12 protein-coding genes are annotated in these 16,353 nt (G+C 72.7%); 1 reads left to right on the top strand and 11 read right to left on the bottom strand.

Annotation, left to right across the window (positions count from 1 at the left end):
- Positions 1–21: 21 nt before the first annotated feature.
- Entirely contained in the window at positions 22–846 is an 825-nt protein-coding gene (locus IF11_RS0108405; RefSeq protein WP_338119938.1) for an SDR family oxidoreductase, read from the bottom strand.
- Positions 843–2,222: a dihydrolipoyl dehydrogenase family protein gene (locus IF11_RS0108400; RefSeq protein ID WP_030350835.1), complete on the bottom strand. Its 1,380-nt coding sequence runs from the start codon at positions 2,220–2,222 to the stop codon at positions 843–845. Before IF11_RS0108400 ends, IF11_RS0108405 begins: the two co-directional genes overlap by 4 nt.
- Before the next feature lie 185 nt (positions 2,223–2,407).
- Between IF11_RS0108400 and IF11_RS0108395 the strand changes: the two genes are divergently transcribed.
- The gene (locus tag IF11_RS0108395) at positions 2,408–3,391 is read left to right on the top strand and encodes an ABC transporter substrate-binding protein (protein WP_030350834.1); all 984 of its coding nucleotides are present in this window, start codon (positions 2,408–2,410) and stop codon (positions 3,389–3,391) included.
- 85 nt (positions 3,392–3,476) lie between these two features.
- Here the strand turns inward: IF11_RS0108395 and IF11_RS0108390 are convergent, their stop codons facing one another.
- From IF11_RS0108390 to IF11_RS40780, 9 genes are all read right to left on the bottom strand, one after another.
- Complete coding sequence (locus IF11_RS0108390; RefSeq protein WP_030350833.1) at positions 3,477–4,838, bottom strand: glutamine synthetase family protein; 1,362 nt, start codon at positions 4,836–4,838, stop codon at positions 3,477–3,479.
- A complete protein-coding gene (locus IF11_RS0108385) occupies positions 4,835–6,718 on the bottom strand; it encodes an IucA/IucC family protein (RefSeq protein WP_037727337.1) in 1,884 nt (627 codons plus the stop codon). The genes IF11_RS0108390 and IF11_RS0108385 overlap by 4 nt, the downstream gene beginning before the upstream one ends.
- Positions 6,715–8,067, bottom strand: a complete 1,353-nt coding sequence (locus IF11_RS36485; protein ID WP_037727335.1) for an MFS transporter — start codon at positions 8,065–8,067, stop codon at positions 6,715–6,717. Before IF11_RS36485 ends, IF11_RS0108385 begins: the two co-directional genes overlap by 4 nt.
- The gene (locus IF11_RS0108375) at positions 8,064–9,503 is read right to left on the bottom strand and encodes a lysine N(6)-hydroxylase/L-ornithine N(5)-oxygenase family protein (RefSeq protein ID WP_078490557.1); all 1,440 of its coding nucleotides are present in this window, start codon (positions 9,501–9,503) and stop codon (positions 8,064–8,066) included. Before IF11_RS0108375 ends, IF11_RS36485 begins: the two co-directional genes overlap by 4 nt.
- Positions 9,500–11,404, bottom strand: coding sequence for an IucA/IucC family protein (locus tag IF11_RS0108370; protein ID WP_051745701.1), 1,905 nt, complete (start codon positions 11,402–11,404; stop codon positions 9,500–9,502). Before IF11_RS0108370 ends, IF11_RS0108375 begins: the two co-directional genes overlap by 4 nt.
- Positions 11,401–13,206 (bottom strand): pyridoxal phosphate-dependent decarboxylase family protein, encoded by a 1,806-nt coding sequence (locus IF11_RS0108365; protein WP_240627756.1) that lies wholly within the window; start codon positions 13,204–13,206, stop codon positions 11,401–11,403. Before IF11_RS0108365 ends, IF11_RS0108370 begins: the two co-directional genes overlap by 4 nt.
- Positions 13,203–14,618, bottom strand: coding sequence for a diaminobutyrate--2-oxoglutarate transaminase (locus tag IF11_RS0108360; protein WP_078490556.1), 1,416 nt, complete (start codon positions 14,616–14,618; stop codon positions 13,203–13,205). The genes IF11_RS0108365 and IF11_RS0108360 overlap by 4 nt, the downstream gene beginning before the upstream one ends.
- 46 nt (positions 14,619–14,664) lie before the next feature.
- On the bottom strand, positions 14,665–15,951 hold the full coding sequence (locus IF11_RS0108355) for an alanine racemase (protein ID WP_030350826.1): 1,287 nt from the start codon (positions 15,949–15,951) through the stop codon (positions 14,665–14,667).
- A gap of 113 nt (positions 15,952–16,064) precedes the next feature.
- Positions 16,065–16,274 carry a hypothetical protein gene (locus tag IF11_RS40780; RefSeq protein WP_133243263.1) on the bottom strand — a complete coding sequence of 70 codons (210 nt, stop codon included), beginning with the start codon at positions 16,272–16,274 and terminating at the stop codon, positions 16,065–16,067.
- Positions 16,275–16,353 lie beyond the last annotated feature (79 nt).

The following is a 16,353-nucleotide window of genomic DNA, read 5'->3' as shown; positions in this document are numbered from 1 at the left end:
AGGCGGCGGCTTCTGCCAGTCTCAGCCAACGAACTGCTGCCCACCATCGATGTCGTACGTCGCACCCGTAAGTGCCGTATTGGTCATGATGTGGACGGCGAGCGCCGCGACGTCGGCCGGTCCGACCACGCGGCCGATCGGGAGGGTGGCGCGCAACTCCTCGCGACGGGCGTCGAGTCCCTCGCCGAGGAGCCCCGCCGACAACGGTGTGTCGACGAAGCCGGCCGCGATGAGGTTGACGCGGATGGGCGCGAGCTCCAGCGCGAGGCCGGCCGTGAGCACGGGCAACGCGGCGGTCACCGCCGACGCGATCCCGTAGCCGGGGCTGATCCGCCGGCCGCCGGTGCCGCCCATGTGCAGCAGCGTGCCACCGGGTCGCACCCTGCCGACGGCGTGGCGCGCGACTTCGAGCGGCAGCAGCATGTGCTCGCTCATCGCCCGGCGTGCCTCATCCGCGTCCATGTCGAGGAGCCGCCCGTAGGACGGGTGTCCGGCCGTGATCATGACGTGGTCGATCTGTTCCGGGAGCTCCTGGAAGAACCGCTTAAGCTGCGCCGGGTCGTTCGCGTCGAAGGCGGCGGTGCTGAGTGCGCCGACATCCGTCGCCGCGCTCCGTAGCCGGTCGGGGTCCCGGCCGGTCAGAATCACGTCGGCACCCTCGGCGCGTGCGTGTCTGGCTGTCGCGAGCCCGATGCCGGCGCTCCCGCCGATGACGACGACGGTCTGCCCGAGCAGGGTCGGGTCGCGGTGGCTGAGCGAGACAGATGCCGCGGTGCTCATGATTCTTCCTCCGAACTCCCGAACCTTTCCTTCGAATTGCTCATCCGGCGTGTTCGCCGCGATCACGTCTCGGCCGGCTCCCTCGCCCCCTTGATCTCGCGGCTGAGCGCCTTCAGCGCGGCGGCGTGTATCTCCGAGAAGCTGGGGAACGGCTGGATCGTGTCGCGCAGCACACCGAGCGGGACGCGGGCCCGGATCGCCAGGGTGGCCTGCTGCATCCACTCGCCGGCCTCGGGACCGAGCGCGTAGGCGCCGGTCAGCACGTCACCGTCGCTCAGAAGCGTCAGAAAGCCGTTCGACTCGGCGTAGGCGTGCGTGTACGTAGCCGTCTTCGCGACCTCCGGCAGCGGTGCGGTGGCGCTGAACCGGGCCTCGGCCTCGCCCACCGACGCCGCCTGCGGATCGGTGTACGTGACGCGCGGGACCGCCTCGTAATGGGCCTCGCGGGGCTCGCCGAGGATGTTCGCGGCGACGATCTCGCCCTGGTACTCGCCGACGTGAGTCAGTGGCCAGATACCCGTGACATCGCCGAGTGCCCACAACCGCTCGCCCGCCCGCAGACGCGCGTCGACCGGGATTCCCCGGCCGTCCGCCGTGACGCCGACGGTCTCCAGCCCGATCCCCTCGACGCGCGGGCGGCGGCCGGTCGCGACGAGCAGACGGTCGCCACGCAGCTCGCGTCCGTCCTCCAGCCCCAGGACGTAGTCCTCGCCGTCACGGCGCGCCTCGGTCGCGTGCATGCCGAGGACGAGCTCGATTCCCTCGCGGCGCAGGGCCTTGCCGAGCGCCTCGCCCAGCGGCGCGGGTTCGCGTGCGAGCAGGTGCTCGGCGGCTTCGACGAGGACGACCTCGCCGCCGAAGCGATGTACGACCTGCGCCAGCTCGACCCCGGCCGGCCCGCCGCCGAGCACGATCAGCCGCGCGGGCACCGCCTTCATACCGGTCGCCTCGCGCGTGCCCCAGACGCCGTCGAGTTCCCGCAGGCCGGGAAGCGGCGGTACGACGGGATCGGCGCCATTCGCCAGTACGACATGCTCGGCGGTGAACCGCACCCCGTCGACCTCCACCACCCCGGTGCCCGCCAGTCGGCCGCGGCCGCGGATCAGATCGATGCCGTTGTCCGCCAGCCATCGCGCGGCTCCGGCGTCGGAGTAGTCGGAGACCATGTAGTCACGCCAGGCCAGAGCCGCCTTGACGTCCACCTCGGCGGTCCCCGCCGCGTCACGCGCGCCCTGCACCGCCTCGCCGGGGCGCAGCAGCGATTTCGACGGAATGCACGCCCAGTACGTGCACTCCCCGCCGGCCAGGTCGCGCTCCACGACAGCGACGCGCAGGCCCCCCTCGGCGAGCGCACCGGCGGCGTGCTCGCCCGGGGCTCCGCCGCCGAGGACGATCACGTCGTAGTCATGGGTCGAGCCAGTGCCCGTGCCGCTGCCGCTCATCGCGTCCTCCGTTCGAACTCGCGTGCCGCTCCAACGGTCGCTTTCACCCCTTCCAACCGTCGCTCTTTTCGTGACACGTCGCACCTTGATCCGACCGTGACTTGTTGCCGGGACGGAGCAAAGGTTAGGTTTGCCTTACTTAGGTCCGGAAGAGTCCGGCCTGTCGTCAGGGAGGCCTTCCCACCGTGTCCAGAACCTTCACCCGCCGCCATATCACCGTGGCCGCCGCCGCCACCGCGCTCGCCGTCACGCTCGCCGGGTGCGGCAGCGACGACAAGGCCGCGGACAAGGGCGGCAAGGCCGCCGACGGCGGTGCCGGTACGCACACCGTCAAGACGGTCATGGGCGAGGTGAAGGTCGGCGACGCGCCGAAGCGGGTCGTCGTGCTGGACACGGACGCGCTCGACTCGGCCGTCACCCTCGGCGTCACACCGGTCGGCGCCACCACCGTCGTCGACAAGGCGCCCTTCTCCACGTACCTCCCCGAGGACAAGCTCAAGGCCATCCAGCCCGTCGGCCTGATCGCCGAGCCGAACCTCGAAGCCATCGCCGCGCTCAAGCCGGACCTGATCCTGAGCAGCAAGGTCCGCGACGAGAAGAACTACAAGTCCCTCTCGGCGATCGCCCCGACCGTCTTCTCCGACACCACCGGGCCGACCTGGCGCAAGAACTTCGACCTGCACGCGGACGCCCTCGGCAGGAAGAACGAGGCGAAGAAGGTCGTCTCCGACTTCGACGCGCACGTCAAGCGGCTGACCGACGCGCTGGGCGGGGCCGCGAAGGCGAAGCAGACCAAGGTCGGCTTCGTACGCTTCGTGGAGGGCGCGGACACCCGGCTCTACCTGAACGACACCTTCGTCGGTTCCCTCTTCAAGGACCTCCAGGTCGGCCGCCCCGCCAACCAGGACACCACCGGCTTCTCGGTCGACGTCAGCCCCGAGCAGATCGACAAGGCCAACGCCGACGTCATCTTCTACTCCACCTACGGCGACGCGAAGAAGGCCAAGGAGACCGACACCGTCGGCGGCCCGCTGTGGAAGAACCTGGACGCGGTGAAGAAGGGCATGGCCTTCAAGGTCGACGACAACCTGTGGATGCTCGGCATCGGCTACACCGGCGCGGGCCAGGTACTGGACGCGATGGAAAAGAGCTACGCCGCCGCGCGCTGAGCCCTGACACGCGGAAGGCCCCGCACAGCGACTCGTCCGAGGTCGCGTGCGGGGCCTCTCTGTGCGGGCGCACCGATCGCACCGGTCAGAGCCGCTCGAATCCCCTCATCCGCTCCCAGTCCGTCACCGTCGTCTCGAACGCTCCCAGTTCCGTCCGCGCCGCCTGCGCGTAATGCGTCACGACCCGCTCGCCGAACACCTTCGCCGCGATCTCGCTGCGCTCCCAGCGGTGCAGCGCCTCGGTCAGCGTCGCCGGGAGGCGCGGTACGGAGGCGTCGGCCAGGGCGTTGGCCGTGTGCGGGGGCGGGAGGGGGAGTCGGTTCTCGATGCCGTACAGGCCGGCCGCGACCGCCGCCGCCACCGCCAGATACGGGTTCGCGTCGCCGCCCGGGACGCGGTGCTCGATCCGCAGCGAGGAGCCGGCCCCCACCACCCGTACCGGACAGGTGCGGTTGTCGCGGCCCCAAGTGATGCCCGTCGGGGCGAAGGCGCCCGGCTGGAGGCGCTTGTACGAGTTGATGTTCGGCGCCATCAGCAGCGCGAAGTCCGGCAGACAGGCGAGCTGGCCCGCCACGAAGTGCCGCATCAGCTCCGACATCCCGTCATCGGCGCCCGCGTCCGCCAGGACCGGCGTACCGTCCGTGGCCCGCAGCGAGAGATGGATGTGGCAGGAGTTGCCCTCGCCCTCGTCGAACTTCGGCATGAACGTCAGCGCCACGCCCTCCTGGGCCGCGATCTGCTTGGCGCCGTTCTTGAAGAAGACGTGGTTGTCGCAGGTCGTCATCGCCTCGGCGTACCGGAAGACGATCTCGTACTGACCCGCGTGGCACTCCCCACGCGCCGTCTCCATCGCCAGCCCGGCCCGTCCCATCTCGCGTCTGATCCGGCGCACCACCGGCTCGATCTCGGACAGGCCCTGGAGGGAGTAGTCGACGTTGTACGAGGTGCCGGCGGCCAGGCCCGTGTAGCGGGACTCCCAGGCGGTGCGGTACGAGCCGAGGAAGAGCAGGAACTCCAGCTCCGTACCGGCGAACGCGGTGAGCCCGCGCTCGGCCAGCCGGTCCAGCTGCGCGCGCAGCACCTGGCGGGGCGCGACCTCGACCGGGGCTCCGCCGGGGCCCGGCCAGACGGCGTCGGCGAGGATCAGGGCCGTACCGTCGTCCCACGGGAGCCGGGTACGCAGCGTGGCCGGGTCGGGGCGCAGCACGAAGTCACCGAAGCCGCTCTGCCAGGCGTCGATCGCGTAGCCGGGGCCGGTGCCCATCTCCACGTCGGACGCGAGCAGATAGACGCACGCGCCGAAGCCGTGGCGGGCGGCCTCTTCGAGGAAGTACGGCGCCGAGAGGCGGCTGCCCTGGAGCCGGCCCTGAAGGTCGGGTACGGCGACGATCACCTCCTCGACCGTGCCCGCGGCCACATCGGCCCGTAGCCGCTCGTACGCCGTCATTCCTTCTCCTCCGCACCGATGAAGAGGGGGTTGGTTACCGTCCCGTGCACGACGTCGAAGCCCTCGTCGCGCTCTGCCCGGTCATGGAAGCCGCCGCCGAGCAGCTGCTCCCGGTTGAGGGCGACCCGGTCGAAGGACGGGGCGAAGAGCCCGAACGACTCGAACCGGTCGGCCAGTTCGGGGAAGCGCGCGTGGTAGCGCTCGATCTCCGCCCGTACCAGCGCCCAGAACTCCTCCTCCGGCACGCCCAGGTGCTCGGCGGCCAGCGGTGCGAAGAACCGGAAGTGCCCGGCGAAGACCGCGCTGAGGAGCGAGTGCGCCAGCTCATGGGCCGGCCAGCGCAGCAGCACGCGGTCCGCGCGCTCCGTCAGCCCCTTGTACTCGGGGTGGGCGCCCGGGAGGAGATTCACGTCCTCCGCGAAGTCCTTGACGGCGATGCCGGCCGGGATGTCGTCGCCGTCGAAGAGGACGACGGTGTTCTCACCGTGCGGGCAGAAGGCGACCCCGTACCGGTAGAGGTAGTGCAGCAGCCCCGGCAGCAGGGCGGCGAAGAACCGTTCCAGCCAGCGGACGCCCGACAACCCGGAGCGCGCCACCAGTTCGGCGGTGAGCGAGCGCCCGTCGGAGCCGGTCTTGAGCAAGGACGCCATCGTGCGGGCGCGCTCGCCCTCCCGGAGCAGCGCGGCGACGGGCTCGCGCCAGACCGCCCCGAGCAGCTCGTGATAGCGGTACGGGGCGTCCTGCACCGACTCGTACAGCGGATGCCCGACCGCCACGGCCGCGACCTCGCCCAGCGGGTGGAAGCGCAGCTCGTCCCGGAGATACGGATCGCCCTCGCGCACCGCCTTCAGCCACGCGCTCACATCCGGAGCGGCCTCGGTCGGCTCGGTGGAGAGCCCGCGCCACACCAGGGTGTTGCGGATCAGGAGCGGCACCTTCACATTGCGCCGTTCCGGGTGGTCGAGATTGGCGAGGGTACGGATCGACTGGAGCGGGCGGTAGCGGTCGGCGCTCTGGCCGAGCGGCACGATCCGTCCGTCGGCGAGATACGGCGCGAAGAGGGTGGCGACGGCCTCGTCCCAGTGGAAGGGGTGGACGGGCAGCCAGACGAACGCGCCGGCGGCGAGCCCGCTTGTGGCGCATGCCTCGGACAGGCTCGTGGCGAAACGTTCCCGCGTAGGTCCGTCCAGCTCCTCCGCGAGCAGTTGGTCGGCGCCGAGTCCGGGCACGCCCGCGTACGTGGCGAGATCGCTGTGCACGGCGATCCAGTTCAGCCGGACGGCACGGGCCGCCTCGGGCGCGTACGCGGCGGCGTCCGACGCGGAGAACCCGAGCCGGCCCTTGTTGAGGAGCATGCAGGGATGGCCGTCCTGGTACGCCTCCAGATCGAGATGCCCGAGGTCGGCGAGGTCGGCGGCGGGGAGGGCGCGGCCGATCGCCTCCGCGTCGGCGCGACGGGTGGCGGTCAGCTCACGCAGCACCTCGGCGGTGGTGGCACCGTCCCAGCCGAGGGTGGTACGGGCGTCCAGCAACAGCCGCTCGGGGCCGGCCTCTTCGCCCGCCGGGGTGTCGGGGTGACGGCGGAGGCTGCCGGGCTCGACGCGCCAGGTGGCGAACGTGCCACGGGCGGCGCGGAAGGTCCAGCGCACGCCGTCGCCGAAGTCGAGACGGTACGAGCCCGACGGGGACGAGGCGCCGGCGGAACCGTCGGTGGAGTCGGTGGAGTCGGCGGAGTCGGCGGGGTCCGTGGCGTCGGTGGTGTCGTTGGTGGAGTCGTCGCGTACGGGGACGAGCAGTTCCTCGTACGCGAACTCCTCGACGGCCTTGACCAGCAGACGCCGGCCCGCCTGCGTCCAGGCGTCGCGGGTGGGGTGGTTCATCGGGGAATCTCCTCGGAGTACGTGCGGGTGGGTAGGTGGTCCGGGGCGGCGGGCGTACGTGGGGCTGCGGGGCCGGGGGGCTGGGCAGGGCGTGTGAGGGGCGCGCCGCGCATGCCCCGTAGCGCCAGCACCGTCCCCGCCACCTGCACCGCCGCCGCGATCAGCAGCGGGAGCGCCAGATCGTGCGAGACCGCCGCCGTGGCCACCAGCGGCGCGGCCAGCAGGCCCGCCGAACGGGCCGTCTCCACCCCGGTGAAGGCCGGGCCCGAGGTGCCGGTGGCGCGGAACGCCCTTAGCTCTACCGCGACGTGGCCGAGGCCCAGGCCCACGCCGAACAGGACGCGACCGCCGACCAGGCCCGGCAGCCCGGTGGCGTACGCCTGCCACGCGTAGCCCGCCGCGCCCGCCAGCAGGGCCAGCGGAAGCAGCCGGTCACCGAGGACGTCATGGCAGCGCCGGACCGCCGGGAGCACGGCCAGCGCGGCGACGCTCGGCAGGAAGAACAGCGCCGCCGCGCCCACCGAGCCGCTGCCGAACGTCCCGGCGAACTCGGTGAAGAAGGGCCGCGCCACATTCACCGCGAAGTCGAAGGCGAGCCCGATCAGGGCGACTTGGGCGAGCAGCAGGAACCGAGGGCTCAGGAACCGAGGGCTCAGGAACCGGGGACGACGGGTGGCCGTGGGACCCGTGCCTCCCTGCTTCTGGGCCGAAGCGGCGGGATCCAGGTCCGTATCCGGTGACTCCCGCCGCCCCAGCACGCGGTACGCGAGCACCGCCAGCGCCACATCCAGCACCGCGAACGCCGAGATACCGATCCGCGGCTGCGGCAGCGCCAGCACGCCCGTGCCCACCAGCGTCGAGACCACCACCGAGAGATGGAAGACGACCACGATCGACACGACCCCGGCGAGCCGGGCCCGTTCGCCCTCGCCCGGTTCGTCGCGGTGCTCGGCGATGAAGGCCGGATAGGCCAGCAGGAGCGCGCTGTTGGTGGCCACGACGGCGGTGGAGATGACGGTGTACGCGGTGTAGCTCGGCGCCATGCCGAGCAGCAGGTCGAGCACCGCCGAACCGCAGAGCCCCGCCAGCACCAGCCGGTGCAGCGGCCAGCGGCGCGCGGCCAGGCCCCACAGCGGGAGGGCGGCGAGGCCGACGATGCGGCAGACCCAGAGGTAGAGGCCCGTCGCGCCGGGGTCGTCGATGCCGTACAGCCGGTCGAACAGCTGGGGCAGGAACGGCGTCAGCGCCGTCTCGGCCACCAGATGCAGTCCGACCACGGCGATCAGTACCGCCTTGGCCCGCGGCGGCCGGCCGCGCGCCGGAGACTTCGCGGACGTCACCACCGTCACGGCCGCACGACCGCCGCCCCAGCCTCCGGCACCTCAGCAGCCCCGGGCACCCCAGCGGCCCCGGGCGCCCCGAACGTCGTCCAGGCAGCGCGCTCCGGTACCCGCAGCACCCTCCTCCCCGCCACCGCGTTGAGGATCGTCGCCGCCCGCCACGCGCCGAGCGTGAGATCAGGAGCCCCCACGCCATGCGTGTGCAGTTCCGCGTTCTGCACGTACAGCGCGCCGGACACGCTCGCGTCCAGCGCGACCCGGTAGTCCCCGTCGATCCGGTAGCGGCCCTGCTCGTCCCAGTCCACCAGCTTCGCCATGGTGTCCAGGAAGGCCGGACGCGCCGCCGCGTATCCGGTGGCCGCCACGATCGCCGACGTACGCACCTCGAACAGCGCGTCCTGCTGCGTATGCCGGCAGGTCAGCAGATAGCCGTCACCGTCGCGCTCGGGCTCCGCCGCGACGAGCGCCACGCCCGGGTGGAGAGCCGCGCGCGGCTCCGTACCGCCGATGGTCCGCTCGTACAGCTCGTCGTGGATCTCGCCGAGCGTCTCCTCGCTGACGCCCTTGTACAGCTGCCACTGCTCGCGCACGAGCCGCTCGCGCCGCTCCTCGGGCAGGGCGCGGAAGTACCGGATGTAGTCGGGCGTGAAGTGCTCAAGACCGATCTTGGAGTACTCCATCGGCGCGAAGGCGGGGGTACGGGCGAGCCAGCGGACGTACGGGCCGCCCGCGCCGGAACCGTCCTGGTGGCGCAGGAGATCGAGGGCGACCTCGGCGCCGGACTGGCCCGCTCCGAGGACCGTGACATCGTCGAGGCCGGCCAGCCGTGCCCGGTGGGTGCGGTAGTCGGCGCTGTGCAGTACGCGCCCCGCGTGCGCGGGGGTGAGCAGCGGGCGCAGTGGCTCGGGGACGACCGGGTCCGTACCGACGCCCAGCACGAGCTGCCGGGTCCGTACGTGCGAGACCGTGCCGCCGGCCGAGCGGTGGGTGACGGCGAACACCTCGTCGCGTTCGTCCCACTCCACCTCCGTGACGCGCGCGTCGAAGCGGCAGGACGGCAGGTGTTCGGCGACCCAGCGGCAGTAGTGGTCGTATTCGCGGCGGGGTATGTGGAAGCGCTCGGAGAAGAAGAACGGGAACATCCGGTCGTGTTCCCGCAGATAGTTGAGGTACGACCAGGGGCTGGTCGGATCCGCCATGGTCACCAGGTCGGCGAGGAACGGTACCTGGAGAACCGTTCCTTCCATCAGCAGCCCCGGGTGCCAGGAGAAGGCGGGCTTGGCGTCGAGGAAGAGCGTACGGAGCCCCGGAGCGCCGTCGGAGAGAGCGGCCAGCGAGAGATTGAACGGCCCGATGCCGACGCCGACCAGATCGTAGGTCTCGTGCCCGGAGCCGTACTCGTGCTCGTGCTCACGCGCATGCGTGTGCGTGTGTTCGGTCGTCACCGCTGGGCCTCCGCGAGGGGATTGGGAAGGTCGATGTAGACGGACTGGGTGTGGACGTCGCCGACGAGTTCGTCGAGCCCGTCCACGCAGGTCAGATAGTTGCCCTTGCAGCGCAGCACGGGCGCGTCGAGCAGCAGGTCGAGCAGCCCCTTCGCACCGGGCTCGGTGGTACGCAGCAGCTCCAGCCGGGCGCGCAGGACGCGCAGCAGCTCTTCTTCGCCGGCCAGGCCGAGCGCGCCGAACGCGCCCACCAGACCGAGCAGGTTGTTGATCCCCAGGTAGTACGCGACCCGCTCGTCCACGAACGCGTCGTCGAAGACCAGATCCAGCCCGTCGGCCGCTCCGGGCAGCAGCCGCTCCACCTCCGCGGCGCGGGAGGCGGCGACGTAGTAGCCCTGGCTGTCGCGGTACCAGCCGGCCCGGGGCATCCCGTGCGCGTCCAGCGCGACCAGGGTGTTCTGGTGGTGCGGCTCCAGCGCGATGCCGTACCACGCCTGGAGCCGGATCAGCGGTACGGCGAGCACGTCGAGATACGCGGCGAACCAGCGCGCGGACGCCTCGGCCGTGGAGACACCCTGCGCGCGGGCGGCGCGGGCGACGGCCTCGCAGAGCAGCGCGCGATGGCGGGGCGGGGAGCCGTCGCCGGGGCCGGTCCGCTCGGCGACCAGACCGGCCACACACAGCCCGCCGGGCCCCTTGCCGTTGAACGGGTTGTCGCGGACGGCCGTCTCCAGACCGGTCTCCGTCTCCCCCGTACCGGCCGACACCCACGCGAAGTCCCGCAGGATGCCGAACCCGGGATGCTCGGCGCGCAGCCGCCGCGCCGGTCCGGCCGCCAGCAGCCGGGCGGCGCGTACGCCGAGACGCATCTCCGAACGGAGGTTGTTGCGGCGGGAGTTGGTGATCCGCATACCGAGGGACAGTTTCAGCATGACGTCGGCGCCCGGCCGGTGCACGGTCCGTACGGAGGACGTCGGGTACCAGGCGGGCCCGCCGGGCCCGAGAGGCCGCAGCAGCCCCGCGTCCAGCAGCGCCGCCACCTCGGGGCGGCCGAGCACCTCGCGCGCCTGCCAGGGGTGCGCGGGTACGGGGACCATCCCGGGCGGCAGTTCGAGCCCGGCGCCCGAGGCGAGCGGCCGCAGCAGCTCGGCGGGGGAGCGGCCGTCGGCGCTCTCCCCGACGACGATCTCCGGGTGCGCGGCGAACCAGTGCAGCGGGAAATACCCGCGCAACTCGGGCGAGTAGGCGTCCAGTTCGCGATCGGACGCCTCCTCGCGGCTCTTGGGCGCCGGATGGAAGGGATGGCCGAGGAGCAGCGCCTGCTCGGCGCCGAGGAAGGGCGTCAGACCGTGGTCCTGCTCGCCCGCCGGGTTCCCCTCCGCGCGCCGCCGCGCGATATGCACGGCGGTACGGGCGGCGGAGTTGAGGACGCGGCCCACGGCGTCCCCGCCGAGATGGGGCGGTGCGGCACGGCCGAGAGTGGACTCGCGGATCAGCGCGGCGGCCACGAGCGCGGTGTCGGCCGGAAGCGTGCCGCCCTCTTCGGACGGGATGCCTTCTCGGGACGGGACGCCTTCTCGGGACGGGGCGCTCGCTTCGGAGGGGGCGACAGGGGCGGCGGTGACGACGCGGGCCTCGCCGAAGCGGTGCCAGCCGGTGGCCGACCGGTACAGCACCGGGACGCGCAGGGTCAGCCGACTGGCGGGGAGGGGCAGCTGGAGCACCTGCCCGGTGGCGGGCACGTCGGTGCCGGTCTCCCGTACGTACGCGCGCAGGAGCGTCTCGGTGGCGGCCGAGTCCCCGGCCCGGAGCGGGTCGGGGTGGTCCAGCGGGTCGTACGGGATATGAGGGGCGCGTGGGTCGTCGGGGGTGTGGGATCCGGCCGCTGTCCGTACGGTCACCGCGCCTCCTCCTCCGCGCGCCCCGCCGCCACGACGGCGTGCAGCAGCCGCTCCACCTCGGCGGCGGTGGTGTGCGGGTTCAGCAGCGTGAGCTTGAGCCGTACGCGCCCCGGCCCCTCGCCGGGGAGTTCGGTGCGGCCGACGACGGCGCTGCCCTCGCGCAGAAGCCGGCGCCGCAGGGCGGCGTTGACCGCGTCGCAGCGGGCCCCGTATTCGGCCGGACCGGCTGCCGTATCCGCCGGACGCTCCGGCAGATAGCGGAACAGGAAGGCCGTCAGCACCGGTTCGGAGTGCAGCTCCAGCCGTGGATGCTCCGCGACCGCCCGCGCTCCCGAAACGGCCAGATCGCGGCAGGCGTCCACGAGCCGCCCCAGCCCCTCCCGGCCCAGCGTCCGCAGGGTGACCGCGATCTTGAAGGCGTCGGCGCGGCGTGTCGTACGCAGCGAGAGCCCGAGCAGGCTCGGGTAACCGGCTTCCTCGTCGTCGGCCGGGTTGAGATAGACGGCCCGGCGCGCGAGCGAGGCGTACGTCTCCGACCGCCGCACCAGGAAGACACCCGCCGCGGCAGGCTGCCAGCCCAGCTTGTGCCAGTCGAGCGAGACGGAGTCGGCGAGACCGAGACCGTCCAGGAGCGGCGCGAGCCGGTCGGAGAGCAGGGCGCCGCCCCCGTACGCGGCGTCCACATGCAGCCAGGCACCGTGCTCGGCGGCGAGCGCCGCGCAGGCGCGCAGCGGGTCGATGGCGCCGGTGTCGGTGGTACCGGCGGTGGCGACGACCGCGACCGGCAGCTCCCCGCGCTCGGCGCAGCCGTCCAGTACGGCCGCCAACGCCTCTGGATCCATGCGGAGTTGACGGTCGACCGGGACGGGCAGCACCGCGTCCTCACCGAGCCCGAGCAGGGCGGCGGCGCGCTGTACGGAGAAGTGCGCGGCGGCGGAGGCGAGGATACGGGGACGGGGCGCGCCCTCCGTTCCGGCGCCGGGCACCCCCGTCAGCTCGATCTGCCGGCCGGACGCCGCGCCGAGGACCCGGTCCCTGGCCAGCATCAGGCCCATGAGGTTGGACTCCGTACCGCCGGAGGTGAGCACCCCGGCGGCCTGCTCGGGCTCGTACCCGACCAGGGCTGCCAGTTCCTGGAGCAGCAGGGTTTCCAGAGCGGTGGCGGCGGGCGCCTGGTCCCAGGAGTCCTGGGACGGGTTGAGGGCCGAGACCGCCAGGTCGGCGGCGACGGCGATGGCGAGGGGCGGGCAGTGCAGATGGGCGGCGCAGGAGGCGTCCGCCGGGTCGGCGCTGCCGTGCGCGAGGAGTTCGGTGAGCCGGTCGAGCGCCTCGGCGCCGGTGACGGCGCCCGGACCGCCGAACACCTCGCCGACGGTGGCCGCGACGTCCCCGGGCCGACCGGGCGCGATAGGCCCGCCGCGCCGCCGGGCGCCCCGGGCGAGGGCGTCCATCACCGTGTCCACGAGCGGCGCCAGCGCGCCGGAGCCGCGGGTCCCGCCGGACAGCGCGGTGACACGTTCGCTGTCCGTCTCCGTCACGGAAGCCGGCTCCGGCGCCGCCTGAGCCCCGAGGCGCGCGTCTGCGCCCGGCGTGGCATTCGCGATGTCCGCGTCCACCGGCGCCTCCGGCGCGGCACTTGCGATGTCCGTGCCCGGCCCGGCCTCCGGCGCGGCACTCGCGAGGCCCGCGTCCACCCCGGTCTCCGGCGCGACACCCGCGACGTCCGCGTCCACCGCAACACCCGCCGCCGCGCCCATCGTCCCCGTCTCCGTCCCGGTTTCCGTCCCGGTTCCGGTCCTCATGAGCGCCGTCCCCGCTGCCCCGACACCTCGGCGATCGCGTCCGCCAGCCGCTCCAGGACCGCTTCCGCCTGCTCGTCCGTGATGACGAGCGGCGGGAGAAGCCGGACGGTCGAGCCGAAGCGCCCGCCCAGTTCCACGATCAGCCCGCGCTCCAGGCAGGCCGACCGCACCCGCTCCGCCGCCTCCGGGGCGACCGGATGGGCGCCGCACGAGTCCAACTCCCCCTCGGGGTCCACGATCTCGACCCCGATCATCAGGCCGCGGCCCCGGACGTCACCGATCACCGGCAGTTCGGAGCGCAGCCCCTCCAGCCGCGCGCTCATCCGGGCGCCGACGACCGCCGCGCGCTCGGCCAGCCCCTCGGCGGCCACGTACCGCAGTGTCGCCGCGCCCGTGGCCATCGCCAGGGTGTTGCCCCGGAACGTGCCGGTGTGCGCGCCGGGCAGCCAGCCGTCGTAGTCCTGGTCGTACACGATCACGGCCAGCGGCAGACTCCCGCCGATCGCCTTCGACATGACCATCGCGTCCGGGACGATCCCGCTGTGCTCGACCGCCCAGAACGCGCCCGTACGCCCGACGCCCGTCTGTACCTCGTCCACGATCAGCGGGATCCGCCGCTCGCCGGTGATCCGCCGCATCTCCCGCAGCCAGCCGTCCGGCGCCGGCACCGCGCCGCCCTCGCCCTGCACCGCTTCGAGGATCATCGCGGCGGGCGGTACGACACCGCCCGACGGATCGTCCAGCAGCCGTTCCGTATACGTGGCGGCAAGTTCGGCGCCGCGCTCGCCGCCGACCCCGAACGGGCAGCGGTACGGGTACGGATACGGCAGCCGGGTCACCTCGGCCGCGCCGCCCGCGACCCGCTCCCTGATCGCGACGCTGCCGGTCGCCGACAGCGCGCCCGCCGTCATGCCGTGGTACGCGCCGGTGAACGCGAGCACCCCGCGTCGGCCGGTCGCGGTCTGCATCAGCTTCAGCGCCGCCTCGACGGCGTCCGTACCGGCCGGTCCGCAGAAGTGGATCCTGGCGCGGTCCGCGAAGGCTTTCGGCAGGGTGGCGAAGAGCGCGTCGGTGAAGTCGTCCTTCTCCGGGGTCGCCAGATCGAGGACGTGCAGGGGCGCCCCGCTCTCCACCGTGCGCTGGATGGCCTCCAGCACGACAGGGTGGTTGTGGCCGAGCGCGAGGGTCCCGGCGCCGGAGAGGCAGTCGAGATAGCGGCGGCCGTCCGTCCCCTCGATCGTCATGCCCTTGGCGCGGGCCGGGACGATCGGGAACGAACGGGCGTACGTGCGTGCCGAGGACTCCCTGGCGCGCTGACGCCGCAGGATGCCGTCGGCGGTGGCGCCCGGGGTGGGGGCGGCGGCGGGGTCGGGCCGCCCGCTCGCGGGCAGGGTGATGGGGGGCACGGTCATGACACGGCTCCGGAGTATGAGAAAGAAAGACGGAGAGGCGGAGGGCTCAGAGCAGATGGCGCTCGGCGACGGGGTGGCCGAGGAAGGAGTGCATGGCGAACTCCCATCCGTAGGAGCCCGCGTAAGGGAAAACGATCAAGTCGCCCGCGCGTACCCGGTCGATCAGGACATCGCGCAGAAGTGTGTCCTCAGGGGTGCACAGTTCACCGACGACGGTGACACGGGTGTTCTCGGCCGTGGGGCGCGGACACTCCTCGGCCCACTTCTCGACGGGCAGCACGGCCACGTTGTGGACGATGTCCCAGGAGGTGGGCAGCTGGAAGTGGTTGATGCCACCGCGCAGGACGGCGAACGACTCGCCGTACGACGTCTTCACGTCGGTCACCTCGGCGGCGTACCAGCCGCAGTCGGCGACCACGAACCGGCCGGGTTCGAGAATGACCTTCACCCCGGCGGGCGGCTCGATCCCGGCGGCCAGTTCACCGAACCGGCCCACGTCGAAGGGCTCTTCGCCCTCGAAGGCCACCCCGATGCCGCCGCCGATGTCCACATGGCGCAGCTCGATCCCGGTCTCGCGCGCTGTCCGTACGCTCCACTCCACGCACCAGCGCAGATACGCGGCATGGGTGGCGGCGTCGAGGTTGCCGGAGGCGGCGTGGATATGGAAGCCGACGAGATCGAGCCCCGGCAGCTTCCGCGCCTCGCGCAGCACTTCGGGCACGTCGGGCTCGGCGACCCCGAACTGGGAGGCGGCGCCGCCCATGAGCAGCGCGCCGGTGATCGGGATCTCGGCCGGGTTCACACGCAGCGCGACCCGGGCGGTGACGCCCTCGGCGACGGCTATCCGGCTGATGCGGTGGAGTTCGAGCAGGCTCTCGGCGTTGATCGCCTCGACGCCCGCGCGCACCAGCGCGGTGAGGACGGGGACGGACTTGGCGGGCCCGGCGGCGACGACCGGGACGGCGGGTGCGGGGTTTTCTCCGTCCTGGCCTGGGGGTTGGTCCGCGTGCCGGCCCGCGAGTCGGCCTGCGCGGAGGGCGAGTTCGAGCTCCGCGACGGACGCGACCTCGAAGCCGTCGACGTACGGGGCGAGCGCCTCGACGACACCGGGGAACGAGTTCGCCTTGACCGCGTAGTACACCGCCGCCCACTCCGGCAGGGCCGCGCGCAGCTCGCGGGCCCGTCCGGCGGCGACATCGCCGTCGTACACGTACGCCGACAGCGGCCGGCCGGCGTCGGCCAGCTCCAGCAGCCGACGCCGGACCATGGCGGGGAGTACGTCGACAGGGTAGGCGGATCGCGGCGCGGCGGAGGGCGGGAACTGGACGGACACGGCTGGCTCTACCTCGGGGTGGGGGTGAGGGACGGGGACGGAACGGTCGGGACGCATGCCAATGAGCTTGCGGTGCACGGGATCGCGGCGGCTACGGAATGCCGGATACGCCGTCAGGCGGCCCGCTGCGGGGCCGGACACCTCTCGCGTCCGGCGGCGCGACGGCCGGCGGCGCCGAGCGGGCGCACGATCATCACGTGCGGGCGCCGGCCGGGGTACGGCTCCATCCGCCCGACGGGTTCGAACCCGTACGTGGCGTAGATGGCGAGCATGGTCCCGGCCGCCACACCGGATGTCGGCGTGACGGCGTTCGTTGACGGCATGGTCCCCCCAGATCGGGCTGAACTGTCGAGCACTACGACAGATCCGGCCAAAGACTTAGGTGAGCCTAACCTAACGGTT

This window comes from Streptomyces scopuliridis RB72 (assembly GCF_000718095.1).
GTDB classification, from domain to species: Bacteria; Actinomycetota; Actinomycetes; order Streptomycetales; family Streptomycetaceae; genus Streptomyces; species Streptomyces scopuliridis.
Note: the sequence above shows the minus strand (reverse complement) of the source record. Positions and strands in the feature narration are given on the sequence as shown.

Coding starts and splice junctions, on each gene's coding strand:
- IF11_RS0108390 (WP_030350833.1), bottom strand. CDS start 4,838: ATGACGGCGTACGAGCGGCTACGGGCCGATGTGGCCGCGGGCACGGTC.
- IF11_RS0108385 (WP_037727337.1), bottom strand. CDS start 6,718: ATGAACCACCCCACCCGCGACGCCTGGACGCAGGCGGGCCGGCGTCTG.
- IF11_RS0108400 (WP_030350835.1), bottom strand. CDS start 2,222: ATGAGCGGCAGCGGCACGGGCACTGGCTCGACCCATGACTACGACGTG.
- IF11_RS0108360 (WP_078490556.1), bottom strand. CDS start 14,618: ATGACCGTGCCCCCCATCACCCTGCCCGCGAGCGGGCGGCCCGACCCC.
- IF11_RS40780 (WP_133243263.1), bottom strand. CDS start 16,274: ATGCCGTCAACGAACGCCGTCACGCCGACATCCGGTGTGGCGGCCGGG.
- IF11_RS0108365 (WP_240627756.1), bottom strand. CDS start 13,206: ATGAGGACCGGAACCGGGACGGAAACCGGGACGGAGACGGGGACGATG.